13 protein-coding genes are annotated in these 16,309 nt (G+C 34.4%); 4 read left to right on the plus strand and 9 right to left on the minus strand.

Translation table 11 applies throughout. The features are described 5' to 3' along the window. Window position 1: 1 nt before the first annotated feature. From H3U96_RS06895 to uxaC, 8 genes are all read right to left on the minus strand, one after another. Window positions 2-1,000 carry a substrate-binding domain-containing protein gene (locus tag H3U96_RS06895; protein WP_086361646.1) on the minus strand — a complete coding sequence of 333 codons (999 nt, stop codon included), beginning with the start codon at window positions 998-1,000 and terminating at the stop codon, window positions 2-4. Window positions 1,001-1,018: 18 nt separating this feature from the next. Then, window positions 1,019-2,137 (minus strand): glycoside hydrolase family 172 protein, encoded by a 1,119-nt coding sequence (locus H3U96_RS06900; protein WP_086360248.1) that lies wholly within the window; start codon window positions 2,135-2,137, stop codon window positions 1,019-1,021. A 56-nt stretch (window positions 2,138-2,193) separates the two neighbouring features. Further along, complete coding sequence (locus H3U96_RS06905; protein ID WP_198196060.1) at window positions 2,194-3,447, minus strand: oligosaccharide MFS transporter; 1,254 nt, start codon at window positions 3,445-3,447, stop codon at window positions 2,194-2,196. Window positions 3,448-3,764: 317 nt separating this feature from the next. Then, on the minus strand, window positions 3,765-5,087 hold the full coding sequence (locus H3U96_RS06910; RefSeq protein ID WP_198196062.1) for a glycoside hydrolase family 28 protein: 1,323 nt from the start codon (window positions 5,085-5,087) through the stop codon (window positions 3,765-3,767). A gap of 107 nt (window positions 5,088-5,194) precedes the next feature. Continuing rightward, complete coding sequence (locus H3U96_RS06915) at window positions 5,195-6,709, minus strand: MFS transporter (protein WP_198196064.1); 1,515 nt, start codon at window positions 6,707-6,709, stop codon at window positions 5,195-5,197. Window positions 6,710-6,798: 89 nt separating this feature from the next. Further along, on the minus strand, window positions 6,799-8,298 hold the full coding sequence (locus H3U96_RS06920; RefSeq protein WP_232347760.1) for a UxaA family hydrolase: 1,500 nt from the start codon (window positions 8,296-8,298) through the stop codon (window positions 6,799-6,801). Window positions 8,299-8,311: 13 nt separating this feature from the next. After that, on the minus strand, window positions 8,312-9,775 hold the full coding sequence (locus H3U96_RS06925) for a tagaturonate reductase (RefSeq protein WP_198196066.1): 1,464 nt from the start codon (window positions 9,773-9,775) through the stop codon (window positions 8,312-8,314). Window positions 9,776-9,822: 47 nt separating this feature from the next. After that, window positions 9,823-11,235 (minus strand): glucuronate isomerase, encoded by a 1,413-nt coding sequence (uxaC, locus tag H3U96_RS06930; RefSeq protein WP_198196074.1) that lies wholly within the window; start codon window positions 11,233-11,235, stop codon window positions 9,823-9,825. 263 nt (window positions 11,236-11,498) lie between these two features. Here uxaC and exuR point away from each other — a divergent pair, with 263 nt between their 5' ends. Continuing rightward, window positions 11,499-12,269 carry a transcriptional regulator ExuR gene (gene exuR / locus H3U96_RS06935; RefSeq protein ID WP_198196076.1) on the plus strand — a complete coding sequence of 257 codons (771 nt, stop codon included), beginning with the start codon at window positions 11,499-11,501 and terminating at the stop codon, window positions 12,267-12,269. A 136-nt stretch (window positions 12,270-12,405) separates the two neighbouring features. Here exuR and lolA read toward each other — a convergent pair whose 3' ends face one another. Beyond that, the gene (gene lolA, locus H3U96_RS06940) at window positions 12,406-12,999 is read right to left on the minus strand and encodes an outer membrane lipoprotein chaperone LolA (protein WP_198196078.1); all 594 of its coding nucleotides are present in this window, start codon (window positions 12,997-12,999) and stop codon (window positions 12,406-12,408) included. A gap of 185 nt (window positions 13,000-13,184) precedes the next feature. On the opposite strand from lolA, the gene H3U96_RS06945 reads away from it, so the two are divergent. The 3 genes from H3U96_RS06945 (at window position 13,185) to H3U96_RS06955 (ending at window position 16,106) form a co-directional block, all read left to right on the plus strand. Continuing rightward, window positions 13,185-14,519, plus strand: a complete 1,335-nt coding sequence (locus H3U96_RS06945) for a replication-associated recombination protein A (RefSeq protein ID WP_198196080.1) — start codon at window positions 13,185-13,187, stop codon at window positions 14,517-14,519. A gap of 348 nt (window positions 14,520-14,867) precedes the next feature. Beyond that, a complete protein-coding gene (locus H3U96_RS06950; RefSeq protein WP_198196082.1) occupies window positions 14,868-15,710 on the plus strand; it encodes a hypothetical protein in 843 nt (280 codons plus the stop codon). 63 nt (window positions 15,711-15,773) lie between these two features. After that, on the plus strand, window positions 15,774-16,106 hold the full coding sequence (locus H3U96_RS06955; protein WP_198196084.1) for a hypothetical protein: 333 nt from the start codon (window positions 15,774-15,776) through the stop codon (window positions 16,104-16,106). Window positions 16,107-16,309 lie beyond the last annotated feature (203 nt).

A 16,309-nucleotide genomic window follows, 5' to 3' on the forward strand; every position in this document is an offset into this window, starting at 1 on the left:
ATTAACGATGGCGTATAATTTTTGGCTGAATAAAAAATGCCTGATGTTTTAATTCTTTAAAATTTAATAAATCATCAATGACATTCACACAAGTCAGCGCCATCTTCTCAAAATCCTGCTCGATTGCATCTATTGGATAGTAACAATAATCAAGATAACTATTGTAATCATAAGAACATAAATAGATCTGCTTTGGATCAATTTTAGCTTCGACCAAATAACTCAGTACCTCTTGCAGTAAGTTACCTGATGGCGTAAAAATAGCTTTTGGTACCCTACCCAATTTTTGATGAACACTTTTCAACAATTGGTAACCTTTATTTGGACAATAATTATCACTCACCAGCCAATCTCTATCAACTTTTAATCCAACACTTTCTAAACCTTGCTTAAATCCCTTAAGTCTAGCTTGAATTGACGTTAACTGAATATCACAGCCAATAAAATAAAATTCATCTAACTTTTCGGCATAAGGTTTGATTAAATCAGCTACAGATTGCAATGCTTCACTAGTGATAAAAGGTAATGTCGTATCTTTTAGATAACGGTCAAAAAGTAATACTGGTGTATTTTGATTAATATCGACATAAAATTGGTCACTATCTAATGAAGTTACCACTATCATTGCATCAACTTTACGTTCAACCAAATTTTGCGCAACTTTAAGCTCAACTTCTTTATTATAATGACTACAAGTGATCAATAATTGAATATTCTTTTGCCGAAAACAAGCTTCTAAATGATGCAAAAACATTGAAAAAAATGAATTTGACATATCAGGAACAATAACACCAATAGTATTGGTACTGTTAGCTTTAACTAAATATTGATGAATATGTGATTGATCGCGGTATTTTTCCGCAATAGATAAAACTCTTTGCCTAGTTTGCGGAGAAATACGATATTTTTTATCTCGTTTATTAAATATATGACTGACGGTCGTTGCCGACACGCCAGCCAAACGAGCAATATCATTAATTTTCAGTTTATTACTCGCCATATACGAATCACCTTAATATTAACGTGGGGTGCGTTGTTGTTTATTTGGGAATACCGGATTGTTATTCACCGATGGACTTTGATACCAATAAGCAACACTGGCAATATCATCACAACGTTCATACAATCTGATATCATCATTACCGATTTGTTGAAACGCCAGTTTGATATTTTTGTGGAATGCAATTGGATCTGGAAGATGCCAACGATATAAACCATGCATTGGTAAACCATCGTCACCAAAGCCATGTACAGGATTGGAATCACCTGTTTGGAAAAAGTCACGCGTCGCATCACGGTTTGTTTGATAAGGGTAACCCATAAACATCGTTTGGAAACATTTTGCTTTTGGACGTCCTTGGCTATCTCGATTATGAAATGCCCATGCACCACCAAAGTAATCTTCTGAACCAGTTGAATGTTGGGTTGGATATTCACTATCATCATCAAGATAGAATTTAAATTCACCTTCACCCCACCAATAACGCTCTAATGCCGTAAGGGCTAAGTAGGTACCGACATAATAACCGTAACCTTGAACATTATCTAATATAACATAATCTTGTGCATAATTAGTTACACGTTGACGACGCCATTGTGCATGGAAATAAAGTGGATTTTCAAACGGTTTTGGCATTAACGCATAATTAATGGTAAAAAAGAAATGCTGTAAATCAGCTTCATGTTCATTATGAATCTCAATTCGCGCTTTTTTATTAAATGGCATTCTAAAATAACTATTAAAACCACCGGTTGGATTAACCACAATTGGCATTGAATTTATATCACATCTAGCACCAAAACCATTACAGAAAAAGTCACCAATTGGACTTTCTACTGAAGGAACTGTTTCATCATCCCAATAGATACGAATAACCACATCACGCAATACAAAACTACCTCGATGCGTTCTATCAGTTAAAGTAAACCACATATGACGGATCTCAGCAGGACCAGTAATTTCAGCGATAGTCACTCTTTCACCCGCTGCAATTGAAATACAGCCTTGTCCTTTTCGACTTGGTCCTAAAGCACTCGCTTTCATGCACGATTTACCTTTTTCGCCAGTCATATTTTCTGGAGAAATTGTTCTGGTTTGTTCAAAGTTAAACTGTGTTACTGAATTAAATATATTCATTTTGTATCCTCAATATTTTTTATCAAATACTATTTATTAAATTACTAAAATCTGTTTTATGATTTAATGTTGTCTTCAAGCTTAGGACTATCTGATTTTTTATCACGGCTTAAGAAGAACACTGCAAAAATCATAAAGGCTAAAACCACTAAACCTAAGTTATTAAAGGTGGTTGCTGAACCATGAATATCATAGAAATTACCAACGAAGGTAGAGAACAAGATCACACCGACAGAACCAGCAACTTGATAACCTATTAAAAATACGGTAGCAGAGAGACGAGCGTTAAAATTGTTATCAATATATTTAAACACTGACACTAAAATGGTTGAGATTTCTAAGCAGTGCATCAATTTTATTACTGAAATAATAGCAATGCTTTCGACATGCCCAGTTAAGAAGATTCGCGTAGCGGAAATGAAAGCAGCAAAGATTAACGCATTTTTTGCCCCTACTTTGTTAACCACAAATGGCACACAAAACATAACTGCAGCTTCTAAAAAGACCTGAAATGAATTTAAAATACCGTATAAGCGATAACCATCATTCACATCTTCAAATTGCTGAGTAAAATAAACCGGGAATAATTGTTGGTCATAAATGTTGTACAAGCTATAAGTTCCGAGAACATAAACAACAAATATCCAGAACTTTTTCAATGCAAATACTGAAACAATTTCGTTAAAACTTAACTTTTCTTTCTTTTGAAATACTACCGAAGATGATTTGCTTAAATCAGGCTTGAAATTAAGATTGAGTATCATAAAACAGATACCTACAACTGAAGCTGCCCAAAAATTTAGATGAGGATTAATGCTTATTAAATTACCGGCAACAAACGTACCAGCAGCATAGGCAATACACCCCCATGTACGACATTGTCCAAATTCAAAGTTAAACGCTCGACTTATTTTTTCACAGTATGAGTCGATTAACCCCATACCAGCAATCCAACCAAAGCCAAGAAAGAAACTACCAAAAATAACACCAGCATAAAAATTATGTCGCAACAGTGGTTCATAAACATAAATTAACGCCGGTGCAGCACAAGTTATAATGATACTTTGAAACCAAATAAGATGTTTCTTAAGCACAAGTTTGTCTTGATAAACACCATAAATGATCATGATGATCAATGAAATTAAATAGTTAAATGAATAGATGATACCGGTTTGCTTTGCAGTTAAACCAATCTCTTTACTAAGCCATATTGCATAAAAAGAAAAAACAAAACTACCAGCTGCGTAATACATAATGCTATAAAATGAAGCAAACCAATAAGTTGGTTTTTTATAAAATGCACTTGTCATAATTTATCCTATAAAGAGTTAAGCACTAATTTGAGTATGAATAGCTAAAAATTTAGCTTTAACGGCTTTATTAGATAAATGTGATCAACTTCAAAGTAATTTTATTTTTAGTAAACGGGTTAATTGGCAATAAGTATAAATAACATTAATAAACAGTATGTTATTCAAATTATTGAGAGGTGAATAAAAATTACAATTTAATTAAAAGAGTCAAATATCTCGATTTAAGACTTGAAAAAATAGTTAAAAATGCAATTAGCCAATAAATAAAAAAATAACCGCTAATAATAAACTAGCGGTTATTTCAAATATCATGGTTAAGCCTTTAAGCTAATTAATTTACCATCTTGCTTAACAAAAGATTGATTAACATAAACATCTTGACTATTTTTAACACATAGTGGCTCACTGGCTACATTATCAATAATGACGTTATTAAACAAAACACTTTGCGCATTCTCAATAAAGAATCCTTTGCCCGCTTCTGGTTTTACATCTTTAAACATATCGACCTCACCAGCTTGTGCATTTAATTGCATTGAAACCCGGATATTATCAAAAGAGATATTCGAAATTGGCGATTCAGGGATGCCATATAAAAAACCGGCATAAGCACGTACATTTTTAGCAATAATGTTTGAAAAACTGATGTTATGGCAAGCTGGAGTTGCTTCATTTATTGGCATCGGCTCTTTATTCCAAACAATAGGATCATTCCCTTTCGGACCACAATAGTAGTAATAGTTCATCACAAACGCAGAGAGAACTTCGTCCATAACAATATTACTAAATGTGATGTCAGAAATTGTTCCACCTCGACCTCGTCGAGTTTTAAATCTTACTCCGCGATCTGTTTTTTGGAATACACAATTGGTAATCGTAACATTACGAATACAGCCACTCATTTCACTGCCAAGAACCACCGCACCATGACCATGAATCATATTACAATTAGTAATCAAAATGTTTTCACATGGACTTTTTTCTGCTGTTTCTTCAGTGCCAGCCTTTATCGCAATACAATCATCGCCAACATCAATATAACAATTAGAAATTCTCACATTACGACAAGATTCAGGGTTAATACCATCGGTATTTGGCGAATCAGCCGGATTAAGAATCGAAATATTATCGACAACAACATTATTCGATTCCATTGGATGGACTGTCCAACTCGGTGATTGAGTTAGAAAGACTTTTTCAATAGTCACTCGTTCACAGAAATCAAAACCAATTAAATAAGGTCGTGGGTATTTAAGATTGCTTCGTTCATGACGGAATGTATGCCACCATTTTTGTCCATTACCATCGATCTTACCATTTCCGGTGATAACCACATTTTTGATATTATGTCCGTAAATACAAGGCATATACACATCTTGCTTAACCCCTTCCCAACGAGAATTAACCACTGGATAATCCTTAGCATCATCAGAGAAGAGTAAAGTTGCTCCTTGTTCAATAACCAATGTTAGGTTACTACACAGCTTAATTGCTCCAGTAAAATAGATACCAACTGGAATAACTAATGTTCCACCACCTAATTGGTCAAGATGTTGAATTGCTTTTTCAAACGCTAAGGTATTTATTGATTTTCCATCACCAATAGCACCAAATTCTGTTATAGAGAGAATCGTCATAAGTTTATCCTATATATTTTGGCAAATATAACCCTTTTAATGTGGCTTAAATATTTGCTTTGTTACTTTAAACTTTAGGATCAGCACTGCTGATCCTGATTAAGAATTTATTTCGTTTTAGTCGGTTTTTGTTTGAAGCCAATATTATTATTACCAAAACATTTTTCATAATTGATGCCAGATAATTCCTCAACCACTTTGCGAGTTTCAGGGCTAACATCTTCCATTTTGCCTCCTTGTCGGATACGGGCAACTTCATTAATAATGATAGAATGAGTAGCATGATCAAGTTTCATTCGCCATGCAAAGAATGCACCAATTAAAGCCATACCAATAACACCATATAAAATAATGCCATTGATTGCATCAATCGCACTTTGTGGCTGAATATGGGATTTCGATTCAAACCCATAAGCACTTAATATCACACCAAGTACAAAAACAATTGAAGCTCGAACTAATTTACCGGCCATCGTCATTGCACCTGCATATACTCCTTCACGACGACGATTGGTTACCACTTCATCTACATCCGCAAGGAACACATATACACTCCAAGGAATATAGTAAACACCACCAGTTCCTAAACCAAACCAAATGGTAATACCCACTACAAGCCAAGTAATATGCGGTAGATTAAAGTAATAGATACCGACATAACCTATCATTGATGAGACAACAATTAATAGAGCGATAATAAAAGGTTTTTTAAAGCCTTTTTTGGCACAATACATCATAAAAAAGGCAGTGGAAACCAACTGACAAATACTACTTAATGAATTCATTGACGCCACAAATGAGCGAGGTTCACCGAGACTAAAAACAATGAAATAGGTAAATACCGCTGTAAATAACCATTCAGCACCAAAACCAAATAAATACATGCCTAAATGTGTTCTAAATGTTTTAATACGGAAGGTGGATAGAATATCAATAAACAGCTTTTTGATAGCCTCAAAAAAGCTATGAACTGACTCGTCTTTTACCTCATCTTTAGGTTTTTCCCAGCTATTACAATACAGCAAAATTAACGCTAACATCATAATAGTTGCATAGGTGATTCCGGTTAATAAAAATGGTGTTGCGGATTCTTTACTGTAAAAATAGAAAAATACACCGGGAATTGCCGCCCCTAAGAAGTTCGCTACTTTACCAAACATCGCTTTTGAACCAGTCAAATAAGTACGTTCAGAGAAGTTAGCGGTCATTTCTACCGGTAGGGTATTAAATGGGATCATAATACTGGTATAAATAATCTCAAATAAAATATAGGTAACTAAGTAGTACCAAAATCCCATACCATCAATCCATAGCATTGGGTAAATAACCATCAACGGTATACCAATCAAAATAAAAAATCGCCGCCGACCAAAACGTTGCCCGATTTTAGTTTGATAAAAATTATCAGTAATAAAGCCCATCAATGGATTGAGAATGACATCAAGATAAGTGGCAATTGAAAAAATTAGTGCAGCTTGTACCACACTTAAACCACAAAAAGTGGTATAAAAATAGAGTAACCAAGCCCCACTAATCGCTAATGCGCCACTACCAATTAAATTACCACTACCATATGAGAATCTTACTAACCATGTAATTTTATTCTCTTTTTTTTCGTTCATAAAAGATACCTATATTATTTAAAAAAAAGGGTCCCCGCATTAAGTCCCACAGGACTTAATGTCATAGGTATTAACTATTGAATTTATGCCTAGAGAGTTACGCCGCTTTTTAAGATGGCTAAATTCCTGAAATTATTGATTTCATTTCGAGTTTTTTCGCCACTAGCGATCAGAGCAATATGCTCAATAAACTCTAGCAACAAAGATTGCATCGACACACCTTGTATAAGCTTACCGGCATTAAAATCGATCCAATTGGCTTTCTTGTCGGCCAATTGGGTATTAGTTGCAATTTTCACTGTTGGCACAATTCCACCATAAGGCGTACCTCTTCCCGTAGTGAAAAGAACCATGTGACATCCAGCAGCCGATAAAGCCCCAGTAGCTACAGCGTCATTACCTGGTGCACTTAGTAAATTCAGGCCATGTTTAGTTAACATTTCACCGTATTTAAGAACATCAATAACTTCACTGCCGCCGGCTTTTTGGGTACAACCGAGAGATTTTTCCTCTAACGTTGTAATGCCACCAGCCTTATTACCTGGAGAAGGGTTTTCATAGATGGGTTGATTATTTGCAATAAAATATTGTTTAAAATCATTAATCATATGTACTGTTTTGTCAAAAGTAGACTCATCAATACAATGTGACATCAAAATATTTTCAGCACCAAACATTTCTGGCACTTCGGTAAGTACACTAGTACCACCATGAGCAACAACATAGTCAGAAAAAAGACCGAGCATTGGATTGGCTGTAATACCAGAAAAACCATCTGAACCACCACACTCTAAGCCAAATTTCAATTCACTTAAACGCCCTACTTCACGTTTATCTTGTTGCATAATGGCATAAAGTTCTCTTAAATGAACCAGCGCTGATTCGACTTCATCGCTCTCTTGTTGAGCGATTAAAAATCTAACTCGAGACTCGTCGTACTCTCCTAAATCAGCCTTAAATTCTGAAACCTGGTTATTTTCACAACCAAGTCCTATCACCAAAACCGCACCAGCATTAGGATGTTTAACTAAATTTTGTAAAATAGTTTTGGTATTTTGATGATCTTGTCCTAATTGAGAACATCCATAAGGATGTTCAAGTACCGTAATACCGTCGATATCTAATTGATTATTTAACTCATCACAAAATTGTTTAACAATTTGTTCGGCGATACCATTAATACAAGTGACAGTTGGAATAATCCAAAGTTCATTACGGATACCTACTTCACCATTGTTACGTCGATAGATCTGTACTTCTTTATCAGCTATCTCATGCAACAATTCATTTTTTGATAAAGTAGGTTGATATTGATAATCATTAATGTCACTTAAATTAGTTTTCAAATTATGTGAATGAATATGCTCACCAGCCTTAATAAAGCGAGTAGCGTGACCGATTGGTAAGCCATATTTAATAATATTTTCATTTTGCTTAATATCGTTAAGGGCAAATTTATGCCCTTGTTTAACTGGTTCTTTTAGGTCAATGACCAAACCATCTACGACAATATTTTCTTCATGTGCTTCTAAATCAGATAATGCTACCCCAACATTATCTTTATTATTAATTTTTATAAATTTAATCATTGAATCACTCATACTATTTGCTGCCAGCAATACATTTTTCGATTGCTTGACGCATACCACCTTCAATTATGATCGTTAAATATTGAGTTAATGTTTGCGCTAATTGCGGGATACTTAGTAGATCGTGCTGCCAATGAGCTGTATCACCTAATACAACTTGAACTAAATCTTCTAATGAACTTTTACCCTCAGCAATCGCTGTCCAACTACTATTAAAGCGTTGTAACCAAATTGCATCATCTTGTAATGGGTAACTTTGCTCATTACGTACTCCACGATAAAAAGCAATTAATGCCGCAAAAGAGAAGACTAAATGTTTAGGTAATACTCCTTTCGCTTTTTGATAATTGATTAATTGAGGAAGAATACGGGTTTTAAACTTCGTCATACTGTTTAAGGCAATCGACATCAATTGATGTTCAATAAATGGATTTTTAAAACGACTAATCACTGAGTCAGCAAAATCAACCAATTCTTGATGAGGTAAATCTAAAACAGGAATAATTTCCTCAAAAATAGTCTCTTTAATATAAGATAAGATCTGTGCATCATTCATTGATTCACCAACAGTATCAATACCCGATAAATAAGCAACAGGTACTAAAGCGGTATGGGCACCATTTAAAATAGCCACTTTACGCTCTTTATATGGTTTAATATCATCAACAATTTTGATATTCATATCGCATTTATCAAGGCATAGTTTTTCAGCTAACCATTGTGGTCCTTGAATAACAAATAGATAAAAATATTCAGCTGAATCAATAAAGTTATCTTTATAACCCAATTCTGTTTCAAGTTCGGTAATTTGCGCTTTCGGATAACCTGGTACGATTCTATCAACTAAAGTGGAACAGAATAAATTATCATTTTCAAGCCAGTGCATGAATTTGTCTGACAAGTTCCATTGGTTGGCATATTTTAGTACTAATTTTTTAAGTGCATCGCCGTTATAATCAATTAATTCACAAGGGATAATAATCAAACCACTTTCTTTACTACCCGCAAAGTGAACAAATCTTTCATATAAAAATGCGGTTAATTTAGCTGGATAGCTAGTTGCAGGTTTATCGGTTAATTGGTCACTTTCAACATAACTAATGCCCGCTTCGGTAGTATTTGAAAATATAAACTGAATATTCGGATCTTTAGCTAACTCAAGATACTCATCATATTGAGTATACACATTGATTTCATTATTCACTGAACGAATCAATCTAAACTCCTTCACGGCTTGATTCTGTTCATTTAAACCACGAACTAATGTGGTATATAAACCATCTTGGATACTCAATGATGGCGGAAAATCGGTATTTAATGGACGCACCACAACCACACCAGCATCAAGTTCGGTTTTCTCGTTAAGAATATCTAATTGCCAATCTAAAAATGCCCTTAAAAAATTACCTTCGCCAAACTGAACAACACGCGTCGTATATTTTGCTCCCGGAAAATCATTTCTATTTAATGTTTTCATTACTCTAACTCTTATTTAATTACTCTAATTACAACGACTTAATACTCTTAACTCAATTCAATACCAAAATAGTTTTTAGCATTATCAAAACTAATATTTTTAACCATTTGTCCTAATAATTGGATATCACGTGGTGCTTCACCATCTTCAACCCAACGTCCAATCATGCGACATAAAATACGTCTAAAATATTCATGGCGAGTATAAGATAAGAAGCTACGGCTATCAGTTAACATACCAACAAAACGACTTAATAAGCCAAGTTGGGCAAGCTGTGTCATTTGACGAATCATGCCGTCTTTTTGATCGTTAAACCACCAACCAGAACCAAATTGCATTTTTCCTTGAATACCTGCACCTTGGAAGTTACCAATCATTGTGCCTAGAATTTCATTATCAGAAGGATTTAAACAGTATAAAATTGTTTTAGGTAGCGCATCTTGTTTAGCTTGGGCATCTAATAATCGAGAAAGAGGCTGGGCAATCGGTGAATCATTAATAGAATCGAATCCAACATCTGGCCCCATTAAATTAAACATTCTGGAATTATTATTACGCAATGCGCCAATATGATATTGTTGAATCCATTGACGTTTGTGGTATTCAACACCTAAAAAGATAAGTACTGCCGTTTTAAATTGAGCAACTTTTTTAGCAGTTAAAACCTCACCAGATAAACGTTTAGTTAAAATGGTATCCAACTCTTTTTCAGAGGCTTCTTCATAAACAACGGTATCTAATGCATGGTCGGAAATCTTACAGCCATGAGCAGCAAAATGGTCCATACGTTTGGATAATGCCTGGCAAAGCGCTTGAAAGTTAGAAATTTCCACGTCAGCTACCGCAGAAAGTTTTTCCATATATTGGGCAAAAAATTCAGAATCAATATTAAATGCTTTATCTGGACGCCAGCTTGGTAAAACTTTAACCTCAAATGAACTGTCTTGAGCAATAGTTTTATGATGAGCTAAATCATCAATAGGATCATCGGTGGTACCAGCCATTTTAACATTCATTTTTTTCATAATGCTACGAGCTGAAAACTCTGGAGTGGCAAGCATTTCATTACAACTATTCCAAATTTGCTCTGCTGTAGTTGGTGATAATAAAACATTATCAATTCCAAAAGGACGACGAAGTTCTAAATGAGTCCAATGATATAAAGGATTACCAATGGTATGAGGAACAGTTTCCGCCCAAGCCTTGAATTTGTCTAAATCACTCACATCAGTACCAGTACAAAATTTTTCAGCAACACCATTGGTACGCATTGCGCGCCATTTATAATGATCACCTTTTAGCCATATGTCATACAAATTTTTAAATTGATAATTGTTGGCAATTTGTTCTGGTGGTAAATGGCAGTGATAATCAAAAATTGGCTGTTCAGCCGCATAGTCATGATAAAGTTGACGAGAAAATTCAGTATCAAGCAAAAAGTTTTCAGTTAAAAAACTCATTTTATTCTCCAAAAAGCAGTGATTAACTAGTAAGTTTAGATGTCAATATTTTGTCTTATATTAACATATAAGACAACTTAAAAAGTTGACATACATCACATAATTAACCCATACCCATAATATATAAAGGGATAATTTTTTATTGAAAGTTAGCTGACAAGTATGTTTATTTGAAAAAATTACAGTAATATTATTTAACTTAGCGCAATTAGATGTTATTTTAAAAGTCTGAGAAAACTTAAAGGAATTATGCCAACTTCACCATGACCCAAGAACAGAACGAATATCAACGACTTTATCAAGTAATCGCAACTGAACTTAAGAATCGAATTATTAATGGTATTTATCCAGTTGGCAGTAAATTACCTTCCGAAAGATTAATTTGTGAAGAGTTAAAAGTTAGCCGAGCAGTAGTCAGAGAAGCCATTATCATGCTTGAAGTTGAAGGTTATGTTGATGCACGTAAAGGGTCTGGCATCCATGTAATTGCTAATAGTTTGCAAAATAATATTATTACCGCCTCACAAGGTTTAAATTTTTCGACTACAGGCCCCTTTGAGTTACTACAAGCTCGGCAACTTATTGAAAGTAATATCGCTGAATTTGCCGCCACTCAAATTACTAAAGATGATATTGTTAAACTTTTAGAAATTCAGCATAACGCCAAAAAAGAAGATCATTATCGAGATTCTGATTGGGATTTAAAATTTCATACTCAAATTGCAATGATTACCCGCAATACTGCTTTGATCACAATTGTTCAAGAAGCATGGCAGCAACGGACATTAAATCCTTTATGGAAAAAACTTCATGAACATGTACAACAACAAGATATTGAAAGTTGGTGGGATGAACATGATAAAATTTTAGAAGCGCTAATTAATCGAGATCCCAAAGCGGCTAAATTAGCCATGTGGCAACATTTAGAAAATACAAAAAAAATGTTATTTGATGCAGCTAGCGAAGATTTCGAAACCAAACGCGACCACTATCTCTTTTCTGATAATCCAGTTATTAGTATTAATGAAACGTAGCATTGAGAGAGTTAGTAAATAGCCAATTTAGCAGCACAGCTTAAAAACAACTAATAAGCAAATTAAAACACTTTGCATTAGTAGGCAAAATGTTTTAATTTCGTGAATCAGAAAAAATTAGATATTACTAAAATTATTAGCGTTGATCGTCAATTGTTACCCCAGCAGGTGGTGTAAACTTGAACTTATCCATCGTAACTTTGCCTAAAGTTTGGCGAGATAAATCATAAAAGCTGCGCTGACCATCTTCTTCAATAATCGTGAAATTAGAAATCATGCCGGTTGGTAAAACTGAAATAACAAAATCTTGATTAGAGCCATCAGTCGGTTTTAAGGTAAAAGAATCTTGTTTACGTGTAACATGATAGGCATTCCAAATTGGATTATGACTATCAGTAATTAGCAACATTAAACGATTATCTACTGCTTTTTTCAAACTCATTACACTCACTTGTTCAACGGCTGGAGTGTAGACCCACATATTAGTTCCATCAGAAATAATCGAAGTTTCATCAGGTTCAGTCATTGTCCAATTAAAATAATAGGGTCTTGTCACCCATAAATCACCTTTTCCTTGTTGAACTGGTTGCTTATCAGCAGTTTTCACATCTTGTGAAAAACGGGCATAAAATCCATCAATTTTAGCTAATCGTTCTTGTAACACCTCTTTATCGCCTGCCCATGCAGAAAGACTTGTAAGTAACCCAATTAACATTAAAAACTTCTTCATTACCAATCCTTATGTATTTTGTGTAATAAAATATATTCAACAATCATCTATTTTAATAACTAATTTAGTTCAAAATATTACCGTTTTTCTGTTAGCTGTGGAAGATATTTTCTTTTCTTTTTCACTATTATTAGTGAAGCGGTATATAATAACCATATTTTGTAATTACGGGTATATAGTACACCATGCCTAGTCTCTCTTTTGAATTTGGTACAGATGAATTTAAACCTTTAGCTGCAAGGATGCGCCCACGCAATTTATCAGAATACATTGGTCAGAGCCAGCTACTGGGTAAAGATAAACCTCTACCTAAAGCCATTGAGGCGGGTCATCTGCATTCAATGATCCTGTGGGGACCGCCTGGTACAGGTAAAACCACCTTAGCAGAAATTATTGCCCATCATGCCAACGCTAAAGTTGAACGTATTTCAGCAGTTACTTCTGGTATAAAAGATATTCGAGAGGCAATAGAAAGGGCAAAAATAAACCAGCAATCTGGTGTTAGAACCATCTTGTTTGTTGATGAAGTCCATCGTTTTAATAAAAGTCAACAAGATGCATTTCTACCTTATGTCGAAAATGGTACGGTAACCTTTATCGGAGCAACAACTGAAAACCCATCATTCGAATTAAATTCAGCACTTTTGTCTCGCGCGAGAGTATATTTACTAAAATCACTGACCAATAATGATATTGAGCAAATTTTACAACAAGCTATGGATGATATTGATCGGGGTTATGGTAACTTAAATATCACATTACCTGAACAAACTAAACAACAGATTGCCGAGTTTGTTGGTGGTGATGCCAGGAGGGCATTAAATACACTTGAATTATTGGTTGATATGTCCGATGGTCAAGCCCTTACACCAGAATTACTAAAAGAAGTCATTGGCGAGCGTAGTGCAAGATTTGATAATCAAGGCGATCGTTTTTATGATCTGATCTCAGCTGTGCATAAATCAATTAGAGGCTCTGCACCTGATGCCGCACTTTATTGGTATGCCAGAATCATTTCGGCTGGTGGTGATCCACTTTATGTTGCCCGTCGATTATTAGCAATAGCTTCAGAAGATGTTGGAAATGCCGATCCAAGAGCAATGCAAGTAGCACTAGCTGCTTGGGACTGTTTTACCCGAGTGGGGCCAGCTGAAGGCGAACGAGCTATCGCCCAAGCAATCGTTTATCTTGCTTGTGCACCGAAAAGTAATGCTGTTTATCTTGCATTTAATCAAGCAATGAAAGATGCTACATCTCAACCAGATTATGATGTACCAGAACATCTACGCAATGCACCTACCCAATTAATGAAGAATTTAGGTTATGGAGCTCAATATCGTTATGCCCATGATGAACCTAATGCCTTTGCTGCTGGTGAAAACTATTTTCCTCCAGAAATGGCGGCAACTAAATACTATTATCCCAACCAACGAGGAGCTGAAAAAAATTACGCAGAAAAATTAGCTTGGCTAGAAGATCAAAATAAAGCGAGTAGTATTCAACGCTATAAATCGAAATAAAATTAGTAATGTAATTTTAATATTTTTTATCAATTGAAATTACATTTCATTTATTACTCGGCAAACTATAAGTTATCGATAATCCCAGCGTTCTTATCCACATAAAAAATAAACTAATCTTAAAAAGAATTGATATAAATCAAAAACAAAAAACCATATTTTACAAAAATTTAATTATAAAAATTAATATCAATTTAATAAAGTTACCTAACGAGCAGTAGATATTTAGCACTATGGTTTTATTTAGTATTATTATTCCAATCAATCCAGTCAACTGAAGCCAGCCTCTCACAAATAACGGTTAACTCAATAACAGGATCACCACCTCATTTATCACTACCATTAGAGATGAATATCGACGATTTAAACTTATTTGGTTTAAAAGTTTATAATCAAAATTATTATGGAGAGGAGATTGATCATTTACCACTCACCAGTAACTATCCATTTAAAGATAAAGTCGCAATTGCACCAATGAAATATCCAAACGAAAATGAATACGTTGATATTGATGGTGATGAGTTAGTTGGGTTTGAACATAATGGCAACATTCAAATGGAATGGTTTTATACCAATTCAAAAAATAAATTAGTTTCGTTTGTTCCAACAGCTGATGATACATTTTGTTCTTTAGCTAAAAAAAATATAACTGCATCATTTAAAGTAAAATTGACTACTGATGCTTTATTACTAGTATCAAAATATGGTGAACCTGACTATTATCTCTATCCTAATGAGGAAATAACAACATCACCTTCAAAAACTTATACCATCATGGATGATGTTGGAATTTGTTATGCCAAACCAGAACTAAAACCAAAAGAATCCAGAGCTAAAACAGAATCACAATGGGATCGTAATAATGGCTTTTTACCACAATCGACAAATGATCCTAGCAAAAACTTTCCTTCTACTGGTTTTTATGGTGCGCAATTTCAATTAATTTTGACTAATGAACAAATTACCAAAGATTATGAATGGTCAATTAAACAAGGTGGTGAGTTAGTACAAGTTAACAAAGACGATAACACTCAATCTGTTACGGTATCATTTGATATGCCTGATGCAAAAGATCCAGCAAAAGCTTGGCAATATATAATGGGATCTGGTGATGGATATACGGTTATTGTTGAAGGAAAAAACCCTCAAAGAAATACCACTATTCAATATTCATTTACCCTCGTTAAATGATTTACCGGTTGGGATGAAAATAAAATTGGTGAACCCGGAGCTTCTATTACAACGGGGCCCAAAGTGGATGAAAGCTGTAACGCCCTAGCCGGCGGTGGAAAGTATCGTATAAGTTATACTAACGAAGTGGTTAATTCCAGCTTACAGGCAACTAAAGCTAAATATACTCGAGAGATAGGCACGCTTTTCAGTGAATGGGGAGACCCTAGTCAAAAAGCATACCCAAATTCTTGGGCTGCTAATGATAAACAAGATGCTAGATATAAAAGAATTTGGCTATATGATCCGGATAAACAAAAATATTGTGATTTGCATACTTATCAAGCCGTTTATCACTGTGTCGCTGAAAATGGTTTAAAAAATGGCTTATGCACAGCAGTAGCTGAAAATAACTAGTAATTTTTACGGACAGTGAAACATTAAAGGATATCTAATTCAGATAGCTAATTTAACTTTCCTGTCCTTACATCAACAAATATAAATCACTGATCGCTTTGACTATCATAAATATCAATAGCGTTTCCAAAGTGAATCGCAATATAAAAATGGTTTATGTATATCACATTACATTGATTGAATGATAAAGGTATTGAATAATG

Source organism: Gilliamella sp. M0364 (genome assembly GCF_016100565.1).
Classification (GTDB): Bacteria; Pseudomonadota; Gammaproteobacteria; order Enterobacterales; family Orbaceae; genus Gilliamella; species Gilliamella apis.

Excerpts from the sequence above, each read along its gene's own strand:
- lolA (WP_198196078.1), bottom strand. The coding sequence starts at position 12,999 with ATGAAGAAGTTTTTAATGTTAATTGGGTTACTTACAAGTCTTTCTGCA.
- H3U96_RS06915 (WP_198196064.1), bottom strand. The coding sequence starts at position 6,709 with ATGAACGAAAAAAAAGAGAATAAAATTACATGGTTAGTAAGATTCTCA.
- H3U96_RS06910 (WP_198196062.1), bottom strand. The coding sequence starts at position 5,087 with ATGACGATTCTCTCTATAACAGAATTTGGTGCTATTGGTGATGGAAAA.
- H3U96_RS06900 (WP_086360248.1), bottom strand. The coding sequence starts at position 2,137 with ATGAATATATTTAATTCAGTAACACAGTTTAACTTTGAACAAACCAGA.
- H3U96_RS06905 (WP_198196060.1), bottom strand. The coding sequence starts at position 3,447 with ATGACAAGTGCATTTTATAAAAAACCAACTTATTGGTTTGCTTCATTT.
- exuR (WP_198196076.1), top strand. The coding sequence starts at position 11,499 with ATGACCCAAGAACAGAACGAATATCAACGACTTTATCAAGTAATCGCA.
- H3U96_RS06920 (WP_232347760.1), bottom strand. The coding sequence starts at position 8,298 with ATGATTAAATTTATAAAAATTAATAATAAAGATAATGTTGGGGTAGCA.
- H3U96_RS06950 (WP_198196082.1), top strand. The coding sequence starts at position 14,868 with ATGAATATCGACGATTTAAACTTATTTGGTTTAAAAGTTTATAATCAA.
- H3U96_RS06895 (WP_086361646.1), bottom strand. The coding sequence starts at position 1,000 with ATGGCGAGTAATAAACTGAAAATTAATGATATTGCTCGTTTGGCTGGC.
- H3U96_RS06945 (WP_198196080.1), top strand. The coding sequence starts at position 13,185 with ATGCCTAGTCTCTCTTTTGAATTTGGTACAGATGAATTTAAACCTTTA.
- H3U96_RS06925 (WP_198196066.1), bottom strand. The coding sequence starts at position 9,775 with ATGAAAACATTAAATAGAAATGATTTTCCGGGAGCAAAATATACGACG.
- uxaC (WP_198196074.1), bottom strand. The coding sequence starts at position 11,235 with ATGAGTTTTTTAACTGAAAACTTTTTGCTTGATACTGAATTTTCTCGT.